Source organism: Pseudomaricurvus sp. (assembly GCF_965662505.1).
Classification (GTDB): domain Bacteria; phylum Pseudomonadota; class Gammaproteobacteria; order Pseudomonadales; family Cellvibrionaceae; genus Pseudomaricurvus.
This window is the reverse complement of sequence record NZ_CBFIHX010000005.1, coordinates 1-20813: the sequence shown is the minus strand read 5'-3', so window position 1 is coordinate 20813 and position 20813 is coordinate 1. Positions and strand designations below refer to the sequence as shown.

The 20813-nt window shown below is 52.4% G+C and carries 18 protein-coding genes; 13 read left to right on the top strand and 5 right to left on the bottom strand.

Translation table 11 applies throughout. From position 1 onward, the window contains the following. Nucleotides 1-327 precede the first annotated feature (327 nt). The 8 genes from ACTG33_RS01230 to ACTG33_RS01195 are packed head-to-tail and all read left to right on the top strand — an operon-like array spanning nt 328 to nt 8153. Nucleotides 328-777: a nuclear transport factor 2 family protein gene (locus ACTG33_RS01230; RefSeq protein ID WP_439133345.1), complete on the top strand. Its 450-nt coding sequence runs from the start codon at nt 328-330 to the stop codon at nt 775-777. 26 nt (nt 778-803) lie between these two features. Further along, nucleotides 804-1556, top strand: coding sequence for an SDR family NAD(P)-dependent oxidoreductase (locus ACTG33_RS01225; protein WP_439133344.1), 753 nt, complete (start codon nt 804-806; stop codon nt 1554-1556). A gap of 13 nt (nt 1557-1569) precedes the next feature. After that, nucleotides 1570-2907, top strand: a complete 1338-nt coding sequence (locus ACTG33_RS01220; RefSeq protein ID WP_439133343.1) for an NAD(P)/FAD-dependent oxidoreductase — start codon at nt 1570-1572, stop codon at nt 2905-2907. Continuing rightward, nucleotides 2897-3817, top strand: a complete 921-nt coding sequence (locus ACTG33_RS01215) for a DUF1365 domain-containing protein (protein WP_439133386.1) — start codon at nt 2897-2899, stop codon at nt 3815-3817. Before ACTG33_RS01220 ends, ACTG33_RS01215 begins: the two co-directional genes overlap by 11 nt. A 2-nt stretch (nt 3818-3819) precedes the next feature. After that, nucleotides 3820-5121 (top strand): class I SAM-dependent methyltransferase, encoded by a 1302-nt coding sequence (locus tag ACTG33_RS01210; RefSeq protein WP_439133342.1) that lies wholly within the window; start codon nt 3820-3822, stop codon nt 5119-5121. 4 nt (nt 5122-5125) lie between these two features. After that, nucleotides 5126-5710: a DUF2878 domain-containing protein gene (locus tag ACTG33_RS01205; protein ID WP_439133341.1), complete on the top strand. Its 585-nt coding sequence runs from the start codon at nt 5126-5128 to the stop codon at nt 5708-5710. Nucleotides 5711-5738: 28 nt separating this feature from the next. Beyond that, nucleotides 5739-6479, top strand: a complete 741-nt coding sequence (locus ACTG33_RS01200) for a hypothetical protein (RefSeq protein WP_439133340.1) — start codon at nt 5739-5741, stop codon at nt 6477-6479. 42 nt (nt 6480-6521) lie between these two features. Then, nucleotides 6522-8153 carry a GMC family oxidoreductase gene (locus tag ACTG33_RS01195; RefSeq protein WP_439133339.1) on the top strand — a complete coding sequence of 544 codons (1632 nt, stop codon included), beginning with the start codon at nt 6522-6524 and terminating at the stop codon, nt 8151-8153. On the opposite strand, the gene ACTG33_RS01190 is transcribed toward ACTG33_RS01195, so the two are convergent. Continuing rightward, nucleotides 8122-8796: an NAD(P)H-binding protein gene (locus ACTG33_RS01190; RefSeq protein WP_439133338.1), complete on the bottom strand. Its 675-nt coding sequence runs from the start codon at nt 8794-8796 to the stop codon at nt 8122-8124. The genes ACTG33_RS01195 and ACTG33_RS01190 overlap by 32 nt on opposite strands. A 121-nt stretch (nt 8797-8917) precedes the next feature. Between ACTG33_RS01190 and ACTG33_RS01185 the strand changes: the two genes are divergently transcribed. Then, on the top strand, nt 8918-9784 hold the full coding sequence (locus ACTG33_RS01185; RefSeq protein WP_439133337.1) for a hypothetical protein: 867 nt from the start codon (nt 8918-8920) through the stop codon (nt 9782-9784). After that, nucleotides 9774-10235, top strand: coding sequence for a GNAT family N-acetyltransferase (locus ACTG33_RS01180; RefSeq protein ID WP_439133336.1), 462 nt, complete (start codon nt 9774-9776; stop codon nt 10233-10235). Before ACTG33_RS01185 ends, ACTG33_RS01180 begins: the two co-directional genes overlap by 11 nt. Before the next feature lie 65 nt (nt 10236-10300). On the opposite strand, the gene ACTG33_RS01175 is transcribed toward ACTG33_RS01180, so the two are convergent. From ACTG33_RS01175 to ACTG33_RS01160, 4 genes are all read right to left on the bottom strand, one after another. Next, nucleotides 10301-11059 carry a YciK family oxidoreductase gene (locus ACTG33_RS01175; protein WP_439133335.1) on the bottom strand — a complete coding sequence of 253 codons (759 nt, stop codon included), beginning with the start codon at nt 11057-11059 and terminating at the stop codon, nt 10301-10303. A gap of 47 nt (nt 11060-11106) precedes the next feature. Further along, nucleotides 11107-11799: an HAD family hydrolase gene (locus tag ACTG33_RS01170; RefSeq protein ID WP_439133334.1), complete on the bottom strand. Its 693-nt coding sequence runs from the start codon at nt 11797-11799 to the stop codon at nt 11107-11109. Between the two features lie 7 nt (nt 11800-11806). Beyond that, complete coding sequence (gene ubiG / locus ACTG33_RS01165) at nt 11807-12508, bottom strand: bifunctional 2-polyprenyl-6-hydroxyphenol methylase/3-demethylubiquinol 3-O-methyltransferase UbiG (RefSeq protein ID WP_439133333.1); 702 nt, start codon at nt 12506-12508, stop codon at nt 11807-11809. 74 nt (nt 12509-12582) lie between these two features. Continuing rightward, nucleotides 12583-13914: a TRZ/ATZ family hydrolase gene (locus ACTG33_RS01160; protein ID WP_439133332.1), complete on the bottom strand. Its 1332-nt coding sequence runs from the start codon at nt 13912-13914 to the stop codon at nt 12583-12585. A gap of 444 nt (nt 13915-14358) precedes the next feature. On the opposite strand from ACTG33_RS01160, the gene gyrA reads away from it, so the two are divergent. The 3 genes from gyrA to ACTG33_RS01145 all read left to right on the top strand — a co-directional run bounded on the left by gyrA (nt 14359) and on the right by ACTG33_RS01145 (nt 20673). After that, entirely contained in the window at nt 14359-16953 is a 2595-nt protein-coding gene (gene gyrA, locus ACTG33_RS01155; protein ID WP_439133331.1) for a DNA gyrase subunit A, read from the top strand. Between the two features lie 192 nt (nt 16954-17145). Next, on the top strand, nt 17146-18249 hold the full coding sequence (gene pheA / locus ACTG33_RS01150) for a prephenate dehydratase (protein ID WP_439133330.1): 1104 nt from the start codon (nt 17146-17148) through the stop codon (nt 18247-18249). A 201-nt stretch (nt 18250-18450) separates the two neighbouring features. Next, on the top strand, nt 18451-20673 hold the full coding sequence (locus ACTG33_RS01145; RefSeq protein WP_439133329.1) for a bifunctional prephenate dehydrogenase/3-phosphoshikimate 1-carboxyvinyltransferase: 2223 nt from the start codon (nt 18451-18453) through the stop codon (nt 20671-20673). Nucleotides 20674-20813: the final 140 nt, after the last annotated feature.

The window sequence follows — 20813 nt, the reverse complement described above, 5'->3', positions numbered from 1 at the left end:
GGGGTCCTGAGCGGGTTTTGGCACCAGTTGGCAGAATTTACTGTATATACGCCGCCAGATCACCCCCGGATCACTTTCTTGACCTATAAATTACCAAGACGTACCTAATGATAAGACGTACCAAATGATGAGACGTGCTTGATGGTAGGGGAATAAGCTCTTTCGGGGTAGCTGATATCTCCTAATATTGCTTTAGGTGCCAATTTTGCAAAAAACGACTTCATGATGATCCACTTCTCAACCTCCCTCGTAATCAGTGACATCAGCACACAAAACCCCAGAGATCTAAGCCCTCTGGGCATTACCCCTTCGGAGAATAGTAAGCCAATGGACACACCAGTTCTTCAAAGTCAGACCAAGCCAGCAGTTGTCGATCGCTTTAAGCGGTTCTATCGGGATCTCAGCAGCGTACGGGTGAACGAATTCTCCAAGGTCTATGCCGAAAATATTATCTTCCGTGACCCTGTCCACGAGCTGCGCGGTGCCGGTGATTTGCTGGGTTATCTGGAGGGACTCTGTGAGCGTGTTGAGTTGTGCCAGTTTGAATACTTGGATGAGCTGATCACTGAGAACAAAGCCTACATCAAATGGAATATGAATTTCCGTCATCCAAGTCTGGGCAAAGAAGTTCACACCGTGCGCGGCATGAGCCACATTGAGTTCGGCGACCATATTCATTATCACGAAGATATCTATGATCTGGGTGAAATGCTGTATGAGCATTTGCCGTTGCTCGGTGTCGCCACTCGTTATCTGAAGCGCAGACTTGCGGCCTGAGAATGCTCACTCAACAGGAAATGACTATGCCCACCAATGAAAAGATATGGATAACCGGAGCCAGTAGCGGTATTGGCCGTGAACTCGCTGAACGCCTGGCCGAGCAGGGCAATCAGGTGTTTGCCACGGCCAGAAATCACGTAGTACTGGAATCCATGGCTGCACAATATCCCGGTATAACCCCGATACCCGGCGATCTCACGGATCCGGACTGCAGCCGCAGTTTGAACGAACAACTCAAGCAGCACGTGACTTATTTGGACCGCATTATTCTCAATGCCGGAACCTGCGAATATCTTGAGGTGAGTAACCCGGATTGGAAGATGATGGAGCGAGTCATGGAAGTGAACTTCTTTGGCGCAATCAGGAGCCTGGAAGCAGCTCTGCCATTACTGCAGGCCAATGAGCGCGGTGCACGCCATATCGTCGCGGTGGGTTCACAGGCCAGCAGAGTGACTTTTCCTAAAGCTGAGGCTTACGGCGCATCCAAGGCTGCATTGACATACTTTATGGAAACCCTGGCGGTGGATCTGGCTGATCAGAAAATTCAAGTGAGTGTTGTGCAGCCGGGTTTCGTTGAGACGCCGTTAACCGCCAACAACGATTTCCCCATGCCTTTTTTGATGACCGTTGATAAAGCTGCTGACCATATTTTGAAGCGAATAATGAAAAAGCCCGCCTTTATTCGTTTTCCGAGTTCGTTGAGCAGTGTGCTGGCCGTTGGCAGTTCACTGCCCTGGTTTTGGCGAAACTGGGTTGCTCCAAAACTGACTCGCTAAAGGAGAGTAGAGATTGAAAATAGCAGTGATTGGCTCGGGTATTTCAGGATTGACCTGCGCTTACCGACTCCATAAGCACCATGACATTACAGTGTATGAATCTGAATCGTCGATCGGTGGGCACACCGCGACCAAAGATGTCCTGGTCGCTGGAAAGCATTATGCGATTGATACCGGATTCATTGTTTACAACGACTGGACTTACCCTAACTTTATTGAGCTGATGGATACCCTTGGTGTGGCCTCCAAACCCACTGAAATGAGTTTTAGCGTCGCCTGTGAAAATACGGGTTTGGAGTACAGTGGCAATAACCTCAATACGTTGTTTTCACAGAGATCTAACCTGCTAAAGCCCCGATTTTGGGGAATGCTGAAAGATATTTTGCGGTTTAATCGAGAAGCGGTGAAAGACCTGGAGGACGGTGTGATTCCACCGAACGCCAGTCTTGGAGAATATCTTGAGTCCAGGGGGTATGGCGAAACCTTCATCCATAAATATTTGGTGCCTATGGGCAGTGCCATCTGGTCAGCTTCCATTGACACCATGAAGTCGTTTCCCTTGGTGTTTTTCATTCGCTTTTTCAAGAATCATGGATTGCTCAGTGTTAATGATCGACCCCAGTGGCGCGTGATTGAGGGTGGTTCAGGCAGCTATCTGAAGCCGTTAACGCAAGGCTTCTCCGACAGGATTCATACAGATTGCGCCGTCAAGAGCGTCAGGCGTTCAGATGGCGGTGTTTCGATCACCCTGGAAAGTGGTGAGGTCGAAGTCTTTGATGAGGTGGTGTTTGCCTGTCACAGCGATCAGGCTCTGGCGATGCTCGAAGATCCTACGGATGAAGAGCTAACCGTTTTATCTGCGATGCAATACCAGATGAATGAAGTGGTGCTGCATACAGACACCCAGCTGTTACCGCAGAGAGAATTGGCGTGGGCGAGTTGGAATTATCGGTTGCCAGAGACGCAGCAGGAAGACGCGGTGCTGACCTACAACATGAACATTCTTCAGGGCATTGAAGCCCCGGTGACTTTCTGCGTTACCCTCAATTACACCGACGCTATCCGGCCAGAGCATATTCTGGGCCGTTATTATTATAGCCATCCCGTGTTTACCCTGGAATCAGTGGCGGCCTGTGAACGATGGGAGGATATTAATGGCGTTAACAAAACCTGGTTTTGCGGCGCCTACTGGGCCAACGGTTTCCATGAGGATGGTTGCACGAGTGGCATTCGGGTGGCAGAAGCCATAGCCCAACAGTCTCAATCCAGTATTTCTGAAACTGCCGGTGCTCCTGAAAACGAGAACGTAGTAGATTTTGAAAATCGGGTGGGAACAGGTGATGTTGCATAGCGCGATTTATCGTGGCTGGGTGCGTCATCGTCGCTTTCAGCCACGGTCTCATCTATTAAAGCATCCGGTGTTTATGATGTACCTGGATCTCGATGAGATGAATCAAGTGTTTTCACTGACATCACTCTGGTCCGATTCCAAATGGGCTCTGGCCTGCTTTAAACGCAAAGATTACCTCGGTCCTACGGATTTACCGCTAAAAGAGGCGGTAGTGCAGCGGGTAGAGAGAGAGACAGGAGTTCGTCCAGCAGGCCCTGTTCGGGTGCTCACGAATCTGCGTTACTTTGGATTTATCATCAATCCGATTACTTGTTATTACTGTTTCGATCAATCCGAGCGCTTGTCTCATATCGTCGTAGAGGTGACAAATACCCCCTGGTCTGAAAAGCATGCGTATGTTCTGAGTTGTGAACCGGATAAAAACTTACAGCGTATAAAGTTTCCAAAGGCTATGCATGTGTCGCCGTTCAATCCCATGTCGATGATGTACCACTGGCGGAGCCGGTTACCGGATGAAAAATTATTTCTGCATCTGGAAAACTGGATGATTCCTCAGGACCAAGTCCAGGGCCAAGAACAGAGCCAAGAGCAGGTACACGTTCAAGAGCAGCGACAGGAGGGGGAGGAGATGGTCATGGATGCCAGTTTGACGATGAGCCGACAGGAAATCACTGCGAGTGCATTGAACCGAATTTTGTATCAATACCCTCTGATGACTATGAAGATTCTAGGGTTAATTTACTGGAACGCGTTGAAATTGTTTATCAAGAAGGTGCCGTTTTATTCTCATCCAGGTGACGCGCAAGAGCCCTTAAAGGATAAAACAATCGTTGATAAGACAATCGTGGATAAGACAATCATCCATCAAACAGCGATGAATCAAACGAGCAAAAATAACAGGACTGTGTAGCTATGAGTGATCTTGAGGTTAGCGGGGTGACCCATTCAGGAAAAGCCGTTGAACATAATGCTTTCTTATCCGCGAAGCAGGATGCCGGGTGGCTAGATAATATTTCCCGCAAGTTGGTGCTCGGTACCTTTCAGTCACTGAAAAATGGCTCTTTGACCGTGGTGGAGGGAAAGTCCACTTACCATTTTGGCGAAGAGTATGACGCGACAGAGCTCCATGCTCACATTCGAGTTCACAGCCCCGGCGTTTACCGAGAGCTGTTGTTTGGTGGCTCTATCGGCGCTGGGGAATCCTACATGATGGCAGAGTGGAGTACGCCCTGTCTTGTGAGTGTGGTCAGAGTGCTTTGCGCCAATATGGATGTGCTGAATCAGATGGATGGGCGTTGGTCATCCGTGAAAGGTTTGGTGAATCGGCTGATGCATAAACTGAACCGTAACAGCCACGCAGGATCTCGCAAAAACATAGCCGCCCATTACGATTTGGGGAATGATTTTTTCAAACTGTTCCTTGATCCGGCGTTGATGTATTCATCCGCTATTTATCCCTCAGAAAGCAGCACTCTGGAAGAGGCCTCGCTCTACAAACTGGATGCCGTGTGTTCAAAACTGGGACTGACAGAAGATGATCACCTTTTGGAAATTGGCACCGGCTGGGGAGGCTTGGCCATACACGCTGCAAAATATTATGGCTGTCGTGTCACTACCACGACCCTGTCAAAAGAGCAGTATCAGCATGCTCAGAAAGCCGTCGCCGAAGCGGGCTTGGAAGATCAAATCACCCTGCTATTACAAGACTACCGGGATCTGACGGGCCAATACGATAAGTTGGTGTCGATCGAAATGATTGAAGCCGTCGGCCATGAATACTATCGAACCTATTTCACCCAGTGCTCCAAACTGTTGAAGGACGATGGGTTGATGTTGATTCAGGCCATCACCATTGCCGACCAGCGATATCATGCGGCTAAAGGTTCTGTGGACTTTATCCAGAAATATATTTTCCCGGGTGGCGGTTTACCTTCCAATGCCGTGATGGCTGAGTGTGTTGCCGACTGCACCAATATGATGATGGTGGATTTGCATGATATCGGCCTGGATTACGCAAGAACCCTGGCGGATTGGCGAGAACGCTTTCATCAGCGTATGGAGGACGTTAAACAGCAGGGCTTTGACGACGTCTTTTGCCGTATGTGGGACTTTTATCTGGCGTACTGCGAAGGGGGGTTCCGCGAGCGTGTAATCAGTACCGTTCAGCTTATGATGGCCAAGCCCGATGCCCGTATTTTTGACGCACGTTTCTAGCCGCATGCCCGGAGCTGAACTTCAGAAAAAACTTCTGAACGGCGTGCTGTTTCAGGTTGGCTGGTTTGCCGCTGTCCTGGGTGGCAATGCCTGGGCTGTGACTGCCTTGTTAGTGATGTTGATTGTGCACAGCCTGTGGTGGGTGCGTTCTCCAAAAGAGTGGTGGCTGATACTGGTCGTTAGTTTGCTGGGTTGTTGCCTGGACAGCTTCTGGTTTGCTCAGGGTGTGCTAATCCCCGGTGCAGAGCCTTTGGCTCTCGGCGATTTGGCTTCCGGTGATTTGGTTACTAATGAAGAACCGCTGGCTAAAGTCCAGAGTGGCTGGTTTATGCCAGCCTGGCTGGCTTGCATTTGGCTCATGTTTTCTATGACGCTCTGTCATGTTTTCTCCTGGCTTCATGGTCGTTATGTTCTCGCCGCCGTTCTTGGCGCAGTGGCAGGGCCTGTGTCTTATCTCGGAGGGGCAGAACTCAGTGGTTTGTCCTTGGGGGAGCCACAGTGGCAATCGCTACTGGCTCTGGCGGTTGCATGGGCATTGCTGATGCCCTTATTTGTGGGGCTGGCTCAACGTGTTTATACCAAGAATTAACTTCGGCTTGTTATCATCAGGTGCCAGTGTGTTATGGCTGATCTTCTGTCCGGTTGTGTGGCTGGCTGATCCGGTTGCTGCCCAAGCGCAGGGTTCTGAAAAACACCCACCGGATATTGTTGGCGAAGCCAGGGATATTGAGTCCAACAACCTTCTGTACCGTGAGTTTTACACGCTGGATGAGCGTGGCCTGCCTCGTAAAGTCGAATATCGTTTGCCAGATGACCGGCTATTGGCGACCAAGGCTTTACAATTTAATCAGTCTGGTGAGCCTTCTGAGCTGACGTTTCCGTCTGTTGATCACCAAAATCTGCTCAATGGCCGGCTGATGGAGGTTCAGGGCGACGGGGATCCGATTACGGTTCGATACCGTGAAAGTCAGCGCGATCCGATTGAAGAGGCATCTCTCCCGCGTAAGCCGCAGGCAGTCGTGGATGCGGGTTTTGACGAGTTTGTTCGCCAGAATTGGGATCGACTAATGTCTGGCGAGCGCCTTACCATGAACTTTTTGATGCCCTCCCGACTTGATTACGTGGCCTTGCAGCTACGCCACCGCACTTTACCTTCTGACCGTGATGAAGGTTCAAATCAAGCCATCTGGATACAGGCTACACCTGCCAATGGCTTCCTCAGGCTATTTGTTGATCCGATAGATCTGTATTATCAGCGTGATTCCCGTCGTCTGATCCGATATTCTGGCATCAGTAATTTGATGGATCCCAGCGGTTCATCCATGACAGTGGATATTCGCTATCAGTATCGTCAGTAACCGCTGCACAAAACGATAATACAGCTATAAGATCTTTTCCCTATGAATACCTATGACAAGACCTACGACTACATCGTAGTGGGGGCTGGCACGGCTGGCTGCGTTCTCGCGAATCGCCTGAGTGAAAATGGCAAATATCAGGTTCTGCTGCTGGAAGCGGGGGGCAAGGACAATTATTTCTGGATAAACATACCGGTTGGTTACTTATTCACCATTAACAATCCCCGCACAGACTGGTGTTTCCAGACCGAGCCGGAAGCTGGCCTGAACGGCCGCTCCATTGGCTATGCCCGCGGCAAGGTGCTGGGTGGTTGCTCTTCCATCAATGCCATGATTTACATGCGCGGTCAGCGCAGTGACTACGACCACTGGGCGTCACTGGGTAATCGTGGCTGGGGTTGGGACGATGTGTTGCCGGTATTCCGCAAGTCCGAGAGCTATCAACATGGCGCCAACGATTTCCACGGTGAAGACGGTGAGCTGCGGGTGGAAGAGCGTCGGGTGAATTGGGAAATCCTCGATGCCTGGCGGGAAGCTGCCGAAGAGTGCGGGATTCCTAAAGTGGAAGAGTTCAACCGCGGTGATAACTTTGGTAATGCTTATTTTCAGATGAATCAGCGTTCCGGCAAACGCTGGAGTGCTGCCAAAGCTTTTCTGGAGCCTGCCAAAAGCCGATCCAATTTGACCATCAAAACCAACGTCATGGTTCAGTCTCTGGAATTTGATACTGCTGATTCGGGTCTGAGAGCCACAGGGGTGCGTGTACGCATGAAAGGTGGTGAAGAGGTGGTATTCAACGCCCGACGTGAAGTGGTGCTGTCGGCGGGGGCGGTGGCCTCGCCACAGATATTGAAGTTGTCCGGTGTGGGGAACAGTGAAGAGTTGGAAAAGCACCAGATTGCAGTTAAACACCATCTGCCCGGTGTGGGGGAAAACCTGCAAGATCATCTGCAAATTCGCAGTGTGTATAAAGTATCCAATACAGTCACGCTCAACCAGAGGGTTAATTCTCTGGTAGGGAAGGCGATGATGGGGCTGGAATACCTGTTGTTCAAACGGGGACCACTGACCATGCCGCCGTCACAATTGGGTGCCTTTGCCAAAAGCGATCCCTCTCAGCCCAGTGCCAATATGGAATGGCATGTTCAGCCGTTATCGCTGGATAAATTCGGCGAACCGTTACACAAGTTCAACGCAATTACACCGGCCGTGTGCAATCTGAGACCCACCAGCAGAGGACATATCCGCCTGCGCGATGATCAGGCAGGCACACCACCGGTGATCACTCTGAATTATCTGTCAACGGAAGAAGATCGACAGGTGGCTTTGGCGGGGCTGAAAATGACTCGCGAGATTATGTCTTCAAAAGCTCTGCAAGCTTTCTCTCCAAAGGAATGGTTGCCTGGAGACGAAGCCCAATCTGATGAAGCCTTGCTGCAGAAAGCGGGGGATCTCGGTACCACCATTTTTCATCCGGTGGGCACCTGTAAAATGGGCAGTGATGCCATGGCGGTGGTGGACGATCGGCTCAAAGTACACGGGATTGAAGGGCTTAGGGTGGTCGATGCTTCTATTATGCCCACCATTACCTCAGGCAATACCAACGCGCCCACCGTGATGATTGCCGAGAAAGGTGCCGAATTTATTCTGGCAGATATGCAAAAATCTCGTTGAGGCTAAGTGTGTGTATCCCGTCTTGTGTCCAGTGTTCGGCACAGTGACCTATGGCATACCCCAGCTGTTCGCCACTGATGGGTTGATAGCGAGCAAAGGCTTTCACTTTGGTTGTCAGTGGCGTCAGCAGGGTGTGAGCCAGTTTCTCTCCCAATCGCCCCTCGGGTCTGTCACCGACAATTAACGAAGGCTTGAATAGCACCACGCTTTTAAATCCTTGCTGTTCCGCCAGAGCGTCTACTTCGCCTTTAATCTTTGGATAAAAGAACCGAGAGTTGGCGTTGGCTCCGGGGGAGGACACCAGAAACAGCCGTTGGACTCCCTGTTGTGCGGCGGCTTTGATGACATTGGCCTGATAGGTCACATCCACCTGATATTGCCCCTCTCGGCTGCCGGCTTGTTTGCGGGTCGTGCCCAAGCAGGAAAACAAGTCGTCTGCCGGTTGGTTTTGCCACAGGAGTTTGTCCTGCCACACCTCCGGCTGCCCGAAATCTACAAGGTGGTTGATGAGTTTGGGATGATCGACGTCGATCGGTCGCCGGCTCAACACAATCACTTTTTGGTAGTGGTCTGAGTTCAGCAGGTATTGGGTCAGTGGTCGACCGGTAACGCCAGTGGCGCCAATTACAATAGCCGTTCTCATTGGCCACGGTTTCCTTTTTTGTCTTGTGAGATGGTGACCCACCTAAATGATTGCCGGTTACGTGGATCATGTCAGATGCTAACATAGCCCACCCGATGTACAGCTTGCTATTGTTTATCCTGTGAAAATTATCCTCAGTCGCAAAGGGTTTGATTCGTCTTCTGGCGGATGCCCGAATCCCATTTTTCCTGACGGATCCCTGTTGGCTTTGCCCATACCGGATCAACGTTCGGTCGTGCGTTATCAACAGCTGACTCATCAGGGTATCAATGTTGGAGCGCTGGTAGAACAGTTGACTAATGGTCGGGTGCTGGCGGGTGACGGAGCTCATTTGGATCCTGATCTGTGTGTTGATCATTTTGAGCGACAACCCGGCTGGCGTCCGGTGTTGGGACAAAGCGGTTCTGCCCAGGGGCATTTGCGCAAGCAGGGCATTGATACTGGCGATCTGTTTTTGTTTTTCGGGTTGTTCCGACCGGTAGAGCTGCACCGTCAGTGCTGGCGCTTCGTTCCCCAGGCTCCCGCACGGCATATTGTCTGGGGCTGGCTGCAGGTAGGGCAGGTGATCGGTGTTGATGATTTATCCCCGAGCGATCGCGGTTGGCTGGCTTATCATCCGCACTGCCAGCGCGAAGTGGACAGCAACAATATGCTGTATCTGGGATCTGAACAACTGACCCTGGTGGATCAACCCTTGGCAGGCGCTGGTTTTGGTCAGCGGGTACACGAGGGTTGTGTGCTTACTGATCCTGCCGCCAATCGTCCCAGTGCCTGGCGCCTTCCCCGCTGGTTTTACCCCGGTGATACGCGTGAACCCCTGAGTTTTCACCACAAAACTGAACGCTGGAGCCGCAACAGTCGTCATTGTTTTTTGCAGAGCGTGGCTCGCGGACAGGAATTCGTACTCGACAGTCGGGCCTATCCCGCAGCCAAAAACTGGGCTGCCGGTATTATCAAAACCTTATCAGAGTCCTTTCATGAACGTTGAACACATCACAAAACACCCCGAGGCAATTCCGACACTGGCCCGCTGGCATTTTGATCAGTGGGCGCATCTCTACCCGGACGATACCCTCGAAAGCTTTACCGAGGATTTGCGTGAATCTTTGCAAGGTGAAGCCGTGCCCTCCACCTGGGTGCTTGTCGATGAACGGGGAGTTTGGGGCTCGGCTTCTGTGATTGAACAGGATATGACCACCAATCAGGAGTTGGGTCCCTGGCTGGCCAGCGTTTATGTTCACTCCGATCTTCGCGGTCAACGTCTCGGACAATTACTGGTCAAGACAGTGATGGAAGAGAGCGCCAAAGCGGGGCTGAAAGAGTTGTATTTGTTTACACCGGGGCAGGAGTATTTTTATCAAACACTGGGGTGGCAGACGTTAAAGCATGAGCCTTATCAAGGGCAGGATGTGGCGATTATGAGGGTTGATTTGATCTGAGAATCGCATCGTTGGCAAGCCGCCTTCACAGTAAGGCGGCACCAGAGGGAAGATTAAAGCAGAGGTTAACTCGCTAGATGCTCAAATTGCTTTCCACTAACCCCCACACTGTCATCCCCCATCAAATACAAATACAGCGGCATGAGTTCTTCAGCCGGTTTGACCTTCATTGGATCTTCCGCAGGGTAGGCAGTGGCTCGCATCTTGGTGCGGGTAGCGCCTGGATTGATGCTGTTGACGCGAATTTGGGTGGTTTGATCCAGCTCCTGCGCCAGGGTTTGCATCATGTTTTCATTGGCGGCTTTAGAAGCAGCGTAAGCTCCCCAGAAAGCACGGCCTTCATAGCCGACACTGGATCCTGTGAAGGCAATAGAGCCCGCTGATGAGTGATTCATCACCGGCAGTAGTGCTCTTGTCAGCATAAAGGGCGCATTGACGTTAACGTGCATCACTCGAATCCAGACATCCGGTGAGTAGTTGTTCATCGGCGTACGCTCACCCAGCTCTGCGGCGTTGTGTAGCAGGCCGTCGACTTTGCCAAATTCATCGAACAGGGTCTGAGCCATATCGTCATAATCTTTGGCCACGGCGCCTTCGAGGTTGATGGGGTAAATGGCAGGTTGCGGGCCACCGGCGGCTTCGATTTCGTCGTACACCATTTCCAGTTTTGGAATAGTGCGTCCGAGCAGAACGACGGTGGCGCCGTGAGCGGCAAAGCTCAACGCTGCAGAGCGACCAATCCCGGCTCCCGCGCCGGTGACGACAATCACTTTGTCTTGCAGAAGATCCTGACGAGGGGTGTAGCCGTCGGGCAGTGTATTCATAGGTTTGTACCTTGTCTTAATCTGTCTTTTGCGTGTTCTGTTTGTGCTCAGCTTTTTGCCAGATAGCGTTGGATGATGGCGATCATCTCCTGCGCGTGACTGACGCGGTGCGTTGCTTGCCAGCTGTCAATATCATCGTGATTGTTGATGTAGCCATAGGCCGCAGCAATGGTGGGGCAGCCGGCCTCACGGCCGCACTCGATGTCTCTCGCGTGGTCGCCGACGTAAATAATTTCTTCCGGGGCACAGTGCAGCAGTTTGGCGGCAAGGTGCATGGACTCCGGATGAGGTTTGCGGTTTTCCACATGATCCGGGCAAATCACGCAGTCGGGTGTCAGATCCAGCGCTGCCAGAAGTGGGGTTGTGTAGACTTCCGGTTTGTTGGTGGCAATTCCCCAGCTCAGTTTTTGATCCTGAATAAATTTCAACAACTCTGTGATGCCAGCAAACGGCGCACTTTTGACCGCAAGGTGCTTGGTGTATAGCGCCAACAGACGCAAGCGCAGAGGCTCAAAACCGTCATCGCTTTCAAGCAGACCAAACCCCAGCGTTACCAGTGCCCGAGCACCGTCCGAGACGGTGTTGCGAATGGTGGTTGCATCGAGAGGAGGAAGGTTTTCTTCGTCTCGCAGTTTGTTCAGCACGTAAACAAAATCCGGTGCGGTATCCAGCAGTGTGCCATCCAGATCGAAGACCACGGCTTTGATCGAGCGGGGCTCAATCTCGTTAGGTGTCTGCATATCAGTATCAGGCATCTTTGGTTGTGTGCACCATGTAATTCACATCGACATCGCTGGCTTTTAATTTGTAGGTTTTGGTCAGCGGGTTGTAGGTGAGGCCTGTCATATCCTGCAGCTGAAGATTGGTTTGGCGAATCCAGTTGCCGAGCTCGGAAGGACGAATGAATTTGCTGTATTCGTGAGTGCCTTTGGGCAGCATTTTCAACACGTATTCTGCACCCAGTACCGCGAAAGCGTAGGCTTTCGGGTTGCGGTTGATGGTCGAGAAGTACACATGACCGTCAGGCTTGCACAGGGTCGCGCAGGCACGGATAACCGAGGCGGGATCGGGGACGTGTTCCAGCATTTCCAGGCAGGTGACGATGTCGTATTGTCCAGCTTCTTGCTCGGCCAGTTCTTCGGCCGTGATCTGACGGTAGTTTACGCTGACGCCACTTTCGAGGCTGTGCAGTTTGGCAACTTCCAGAGGGGCTGCGCCCATGTCGATACCGCTGACGTCGGCGCCGCGCTGAGCCAGCGCCTCGCTGAGAATGCCGCCGCCGCAGCCTACATCCAACACTTTCTTGCCCGCAACCGGAGAGCGCTCGTCAATGTAATTGCAGCGCAATGGGTTGATATCGTGGAGCGGCTTGAACTCGCTGCCTTTGTCCCACCAGCGGCTGGCAAGGGCTTCAAACTTGGCAATTTCTGCCTGATCGACATTGCTCATAGTGTTTTACTCAAAAAGACTGTTTTCATTCAGTGGATAGTTTAGCGGGTGTCCGGTTTGATAGGGGGACCACGTCAGGACTGGATGCGATCTTGCCAGTATTTGGCTCGTTCACAAATCTGTTTTTCATCCAGTGTCAGCAGTCGGCGCTCTTCCAGTAATGGATGACCGTTGACCCAAACGTGACTGACTTGCTGCGAAATATTGTTATAGCTCAAAGCGGAGATCGGGTTATAGAGCGGCAGTTGCTCAAGCTGATCAATGGCGATGGCGGTGATATCTGCCTGCTTGCCCACTTCAAGGCTGCCAATCTCAGTATCAAGTCCCAAGGCCTTGGCGCCGTTCAGAGTGGCCATTCTCAGCGCTGCGTGGGCATCGACCGCGCTGGCGTCTCCGCTGACGCCTTTGGCGAGCAGAGCCGCTGTGCGCATCTCTCCGAACAGATCCTGATCGTTGTTGCTGGCGGCGCCATCGGTGCCCAAAGCGACGTTGATGCCGTTGTCGATCAGGGACTGGACCGGACAGAAACCGCTGGCCAGTTTCAGATTGGATTCCGGGCAGTGGATGATATGGGCGCCAGTTTGCTTCAGCAGTTCGATGTCGTCGGCAGAGACCTGTGTCATATGCACACACTGGGTCAGAGGCGATAGCAATCCCAGCCGGTTGAGCCGTTCGATGGGGCGCTCTCCAGAAGCGGCAACGGCGTCTTCGACCTCAGTGGCGGTCTCGTGCAGGTGAATCTGAATCGGCACTTGCATCTCCTCGGCAAGAGTGGCAATGCGCTGCAGGGGTTCGTCCGACACGGTATAGGGTGCGTGAGGGCCGAAGGCAATATTGATGGTTGGGTGTGAACGATAGTCGTCAGAGAGGGCGAGCCCCTTCTGAATGTAATCGTCAGGCCCTTGCCCCCAGGCGGTAGGAAAGTCCAGAACCGGGAAGTGCAGTTGGCAGCGCATACCGCTGTTCAGAGCGGCTCTGGCCGTTTCTTCCGGAAAGAAATACATGTCAGCAAAGGTGGTGGTGCCGCTGCGGATCATCTCCGCTGCGCTCAGCTCGGTGCCATCGCGGACAAATTCAGGTGTCACCCACTGCGCCTCAGTGGGCCAGATGTGCTCTTCCAGCCAGGTTTGCAGCGGGTGGTCGTCGGCAAAACCCCGTAACAGTGACATAGCCGCGTGGTTGTGGGTGTTCACAAGACCCGGGGTGACAATGTGTTGATCCAGATGATGTTCGCGGTCGGCCGAGTAGCGGCGTTTGGCTTCGGGGGTAGGGTGAATCGCCAGAATTTGGCCATCATCAATCACCAGCGAGCAGTGACTGAGAATCTGGTTCTCCGGGACAACCGGGATAATCCAGCGCGCATGGATCATCAAATCGACTGAGGTGATGGCTGTGCCTTGATTCATAACCTTACCGTAGCTGAAATAGGGGTCGTGGGACAGTGAATAAAAAGTATCACAATAGACTTTTGAGTGTGCTTTTTGCCTGAAAAGTGAACGGTTTTGGGGGCTTGTTGTCACCCGATTTACTGCTCTTGCGCAGTATAACCCGAAGGGCAGTGCGAAAGCAGTTTGGATACCTGTAATTGAGAATCTATCAGTGTGCCTATGCTACTGATTTTATGGTAGTATTGACGGCTTTAGTGGTTTTCTGGCTCTAACAGTTTTCAGACTTCCAGTGTCCCCCGCATGCGGAATGGAAACGGCCTTGTTGTTGGGGAGCTGTATATAGTGTTGGGGCGCTGTACTTAGAATATTGACCGTATTTAGAATATTGTATGTGGGCCTTGTCACAGGCTCTGGACCACAGCCGCAATTGCGCTGAGCGATATAATAAGGAATGCCGACCCTATGGGTGATTTAGCAAAAGAACTCCTGCCCGTTAATATTGAAGACGAGCTGAAACAATCCTACCTGGATTACGCCATGAGCGTAATTGTGGGTCGAGCTTTACCAGATGTGCGCGACGGCCTGAAGCCAGTGCACCGTCGGGTTCTGTTTGCCATGAGTGAACTGAACAACGACTGGAACAAGCCGTACAAAAAATCGGCTCGTGTGGTCGGTGACGTGATCGGTAAATATCACCCGCATGGTGATTCTGCCGTCTACGAGACCATCGTCCGAATGGCGCAGCCATTTTCTCTACGGTATATGCTGGTGGATGGTCAGGGTAACTTTGGTTCTATTGATGGCGATAGCGCAGCCGCCATGCGGTATACCGAAATCCGCATGCAAAAGATGGCCCACGATCTGTTGGCCGATCTCGAAAAAGAAACGGTAGATTTTGTCGACAACTACGATGGCAGCGAGCAAATGCCCAGCGTATTGCCGACCCGTGTGCCCAACCTGCTGGTCAATGGTTCCTCCGGTATCGCTGTGGGTATGGCCACTAATATCCCGCCCCACAATCTTCGCGAAGTGGTGAAAGGCTGTCTGGCCTATATCGACAACGAAGACATCACCATTGATGAGTTGATGGAAATCATCCCTGGGCCGGATTTCCCTACCGGCGGCGTCATCAACGGTCGCGCCGGCATTGTGCAGGCTTATCGTACAGGCCGTGGCCGCATCTACATCCGCGCCAAAGCGGATATTGAACGTGACGATAAGTCCAACAAAGAAACCATCATTATTAATGAAATCCCTTACCAGCTGAACAAGGCACGTTTGATCGAGAAGATCGCCGAGTTGGTCAAAGAGAAAAAAATCGAAGGGATTTCCGAACTGCGTGACGAATCGGATAAAGACGGTTTGCGCGTAGTCATTGAGCTGAAGCGTGGTGAAGTGGGCGAAGTTGTCCTCAATAACCTGTACGCACAAACTCAACTGCAAAGTGTGTTCGGTATCAACGTGGTGGCTCTGGTTGATGGCCAGCCAAAGCAGCTGAATCTGAAAGAATTGTTGGTGTACTTTGTGCGTCATCGCCGCGAAGTGGTGACTCGCCGCACCGTTTATTTGCTGCGTAAAGCCCGCGAGCGTGGCCATATTTTGGAAGGTCTGGCGGTTGCCATCTCCAATATTGACCCTGTCATTGAGTTGATTAAGACCTCCGCCAGTCCGGCAGATGCAAAAGAAGGGCTGATTGCCCGCGGTTGGCCTGTGGGCGATATCAGTGAATTCCTGGAGCGCGCCGGTGACGATGCCTGCCGTCCGGAAGATCTGGATCCCCAGTTTGGATTGCAAGGGGAAGGAGATGGCAAGCGCTATTACCTGTCTCCGGCCCAGGCTCAGGCTATTCTGGAATTGCGTCTGCATCGTCTGACCGGCATGGAGCACGACAAGCTGCTGGCAGAGTATAAAGAGAAGCTGGAAATGATTGCTGAGTTCCTGGAGATCCTGGGTAACTCAAACCGTTTGATGGAAGTGATCCGTGAAGAATTGGAAGAAGTGATGAACAGCTACGGCGATGAGCGTCGTACTGACATCCAGAGTTCTCAGTTGGATCTGACCATTGAAGATCTGATCACCGAAGAAGACCGCGTGGTGACCATTTCCCACGGCGGATACGCCAAGACCCAGCCGCTGGATTCTTATCAGGCTCAGCGTCGCGGTGGCATGGGTAAAGCGGCGACCTCGGTGAAAGACGAAGATTTTGTAGAGCACCTGCTGATTGCCAGCACGCACGATACCATTCTGTGTTTTACCAGTTCCGGTAAGGTTTACTGGTTGAAGGTGTACCAGATTCCAGTAGCGGGTCGTCAATCTCGCGGGCGTCCGATGGTCAATCTGTTGCCGTTGGAAGATGGTGAGCACATTACCTCGATTCTGCCGGTCAGAGAATACACGGATGAGCACTTTATCTTTATGGCGACCGCCAACGGTACCGTGAAGAAAACAGTTCTGAGTCAGTTTTCCCGTCCACGGAGTGTCGGTTTGCGCGCCATTGATCTGGACGAAGGTGATCGTCTGGTGGGTACGGCGATTACGGACGGCAACTGCGACGTGGTTCTGTTTGCGTCCAGTGGTAAAGCCGCTCGCTTTAAAGAGAGCGATGTTCGGGCTATGGGACGGACTTCTCGCGGTGTTCGTGGTATCCGTATGCAAGAAGATCAGTACGTCATCTCCATGGTTATTCCGCAGGAAGACGGTTACGTGCTGACAGTCAGTGAGCACGGCTACGGCAAGCGCACCAGTGTTGAAGATTTCCCAACCAAGGGACGTGGCAACCAGGGTGTCATTGGTATGCAGACTACAGACCGTAATGGTGCCGTGGTTGGTGCTGTTCAGGTCTTCGACACTGACGAAATCATGCTGATTTCGGATCAGGGGACTCTTGTCCGGACTCGCGTGGCTGAAGTGTCTGTATTGAGCCGGAATACCCAGGGCGTGCGTCTGATCAAGCTGAAGACGGATGAACACCTGGTGGGTGTCGAGCGTATTGAAGAGGGTAGCGGCGTCGTTGAAGAGGCCGAAGAAGAGAGCAGTGAAGAGGGCGGCGAAGCGTAATTCGTCGCTTGGTTCTTCTCTTTAGAGTTTGAAATTGCCCGATTGAATCCTGGCGGTATGGAGCAGTCCTGATGGACTGTGATGCTGCTAAGATTAATCGGGCAGTTTGGTTTTTACAGGTTGATTATCTCGGATGATTGAGTCGGTAAGGTACAAGACTTCACGGTTTGTCCGATGGCAGGGTTTACAGGTATGACACAAGATACAGAAAAGCTTCAGTTGGCGGCATTGCGTGACCGCATTGATGACATTGACCTGAAGATTGGGCAGTTGATCAGTGAGCGTGCAGTGTGCGCGCAGGAAGTCGCAGAGGTGAAAAAAGCCAACAGCGACGGCAGCGACATTATTTACTATCGTCCGGAGCGTGAGGCACAAGTGCTGCGCAAGGCGATGGAGCGCAATCAGGGGCCTTTGGGCGACGAAGAAATGGCGCGTCTCTTTCGGGAGATAATGTCTGCGTGTCTGGCTCTGGAACAGCCTATCAAGGTGGCGTTTCTGGGGCCCGAGGGGACTTTTACCGAGCAGGCGGCGCTCAAGCACTTTGGTCATTCCGCCGTTACTTTGCCTTTCTCGGCGATTGATGATGTCTTCCGTGAAGTAGAATCCGGCGCGGTTCACTACGGCGTCGTGCCCGTGGAAAACTCAACAGAGGGTGTGGTGAATCACACTCTGGACAGTTTCATGGGGTCCAATCTGAGAATTTGCGGTGAAGTGGTGCTTCGCATTCATCAGCATTTGCTGGTGTCGGATGTGACCAAGACTGACAGCATTACCCGCATATACTCGCACTCCCAGTCTTTGGCGCAGTGCCGAAAATGGCTGGACGCTCATTACCCCAATGCCGAGCGGGTTGCGGTGAACAGTAACGCTGAAGCGGCCAAACGCCTTAAAGGTGAGTGGAATGCAGCGGCCATTGCAGGCGAAATGGCAGCGGATAAATATGACCTGACCAAGCTCGCGGAAAATATCGAAGATCAGCCGGACAACTCCACTCGCTTCCTGATTATTGGTACTCAGGTGGTTGATGCCAGTGGTGTGGATAAAACCACCGTCGTGATTTCCATGCGCAATGAGCCGGGTGCTTTGCACGATCTGTTGGTGCCATTCCAGACTCACAAGATCGATTTGACTCGCGTTGAAACTCGTCCCTCACGTACCGGCAACTGGAATTACGTGTTTTTCATCGACTTCAACGGTCACAAAGATGATGACAACGTGCAGGCCGCCTTGAAAGAAGTGGGTAGCAGAGCGGCAGACATCAAAATGTTGGGTTCCTACCCGCAGGGTGTTTTGTAAGACTTTGTTGATTTTGCGTCCCGACATTGCGAGCGTAGCGCGGCAACAAGGTGAATTGCCTGCAAGGCAAGAGAGTGTCGCCTGGGTGATCCATGTTTGGTGGGGTGTAGTTACATGGTGCTAATAGTGGATTGCCGCGTCGCTTTGCTCCTCGCAATGACGAGGTAAAACCGGTAGAAAATTAATTTAGGAATCCGTCAGTTGGAAGCCTGTGTAAATCGTTTAGTCGTTGTTGGTATTGGTTTGATTGGAGGCAGCCTGGCGGTTGCTTTAAAGCAAGCCGGAGCCTGCAAGGAAGTTATTGGTGTCGCGCGTCGTGAGCAAACCTGTGTGGATGCGGTGCGTCTGGGGGTTGCTGATCGTGCGGTGACGTCCATTGAAGAGATCGCCAGCGAGCTGACGGCGGGTGATGTGATATTCATTGCTGTGCCCACGCTGACAGTTGAAGCTATTCTGCAGCAAATCAAAGGCTGTGTGTCTTCTGACGTTACGATCACCGATGGCGCGAGCGTCAAGGGTTCCGTGATTGCTGCGGTGGAAGCTGCTTATGGCTGTTTGCCGCCTCAGTTTGTGGGCGGTCATCCCATCGCCGGTTCGGAAAAAAGCGGTGTCGAAGCCAGTAATCCGGATTTGTACAAAAACCACCGTGTGATTATTACGCCGACGCCGGAATCGGGTCAGGATCATCTCAAGCGAGTGGTCGCCATGTGGCAGGCGGTGGGTGCCGAAGTGCTGTCCATGCCTGTTGATGAGCATGACGAGGTTTTGGCTTCTACCAGTCATTTGCCCCATGCAATCGCCTTTTCGTTGGTGGATACACTGGCTCACGATTCAGAAAACGAAAACATCTTTCGCTATGCCGCAGGCGGTTTCCGGGATTTTACCCGCATCGCCTCCAGCGATCCGTTGATGTGGCACGATATTATGAAAGCCAACAAAGACAGCGTGTTAACTGCGCTGGATTTGTTCAGCGAAAACCTTAACCGTCTGCGCTCGGCCATTGCCAGCGAAGACAGCGAGTATCTGTTGGGGGTGTTTACCCGCGCCAAAGCCGCTCGCGATCACTTTACTAAAATGTTAACCAAGCAGGCGTACAGTCCATCCATGCAAGATCAAGAGATTACATACACGGTTAAACCAGGTGGCAGTGTGTCCGGCGAGCTTCGTGTTCCCGGCGACAAGTCCATTTCCCATCGCTCCATCATGTTGGGCTCTCTGGCCGAGGGCATTACCGAGGTGGAAGGGTTTCTGGAGGGGGAGGATGCTCTTGCCACCCTGCAGGCATTCCGCGATATGGGTGTTGTTATTGAAGGGCCTGATCAGGGGCGCGTTCGTATTCACGGTGTGGGTCTGAACGGTTTGCAGGCACCTCCGGGCCCTCTGTACGTGGGCAACTCCGGAACCTCCATGCGCCTGCTGTCTGGCTTGCTGGCAGGACAACAATTTGATTCTGAGCTGACTGGTGATGAATCCCTCTCCAAGCGTCCGATGAATCGCGTAGCCAATCCACTGCGTGAAATGGGAGCGCAGATCGACACCGCTGAGGGTGGTTTGCCTCCGGTAAAAATCAAAGGCGGCGCAACATTGAAGGCTATTGATTACCAAATGCCGATGGCCAGTGCTCAGGTGAAATCCTGTGTGTTGTTGGCGGGTTTATACGCCGACGGAAAAACCCAGGTTACAGAGCCTGCGCCGACCCGTGACCATACTGAGCGCATGTTGACGGGTTTTGGTTATACCGTTGAGCGCGATGGTGCGAAAGCAAGCCTGAGTTCCGGTGGCAGCCTGACCTCCACCAAAATTGAAGTGCCTGCGGATATCTCTTCTGCCACCTTCTTTATGGTGGCGGCTGCTATTGCGCCGGGTTCCGATGTGACTCTGACTCATGTAGGCATTAATCCTACCCGTGATGGTGTTATCAATATTCTGCGCTTGATGGGGGCGGACATTACCCTAAGCAATCAGCGCGAAGTGGGTGGCGAGCCTGTCGCCGATATCCGCGTCAAATACGCACCCCTGAAAGGCATTCATGTGCCGGAAGATCAGGTACCGCTGGCTATTGATGAATTCCCGGCATTGTTTGTCGCCGCGGCCTGCGCCGAAGGTACGACGGTTCTGACTGGCGCTGAAGAGCTGCGAGTCAAAGAGAGCGACCGTATTCAGGTGATGGCGGATGGCTTGGTGACTTTGGGTGTGAAAGCCGAAGCCACACCGGACGGTATTGTGATTGAAGGTGGTCCTATCGGCGGCGGAGAAGTGGAAAGCCACGGTGACCACCGCATTGCCATGTCATTTACGGTTGCGGGTTTGCGCGCCACTGGCGATATCGTGGTTAAGAATTGTGCCAATGTGGCTACATCTTTCCCGACGTTTATCGAGCTTGCTCAGCAGGCGGGTATTCAGCTGGCAGTGAGTGAAGCTTAGCGGCAGGTTCGGACCCCGTTCATCCTGAGCTTGTCGAAGGATGTACCCACCCAGACATGCTCTTCGACAGGCTCAGAGCGAGCGGTAATGGAATAGGCTCGAATCACCGTTCATCCTGAGCCTGTCGAAGGATGTATCCA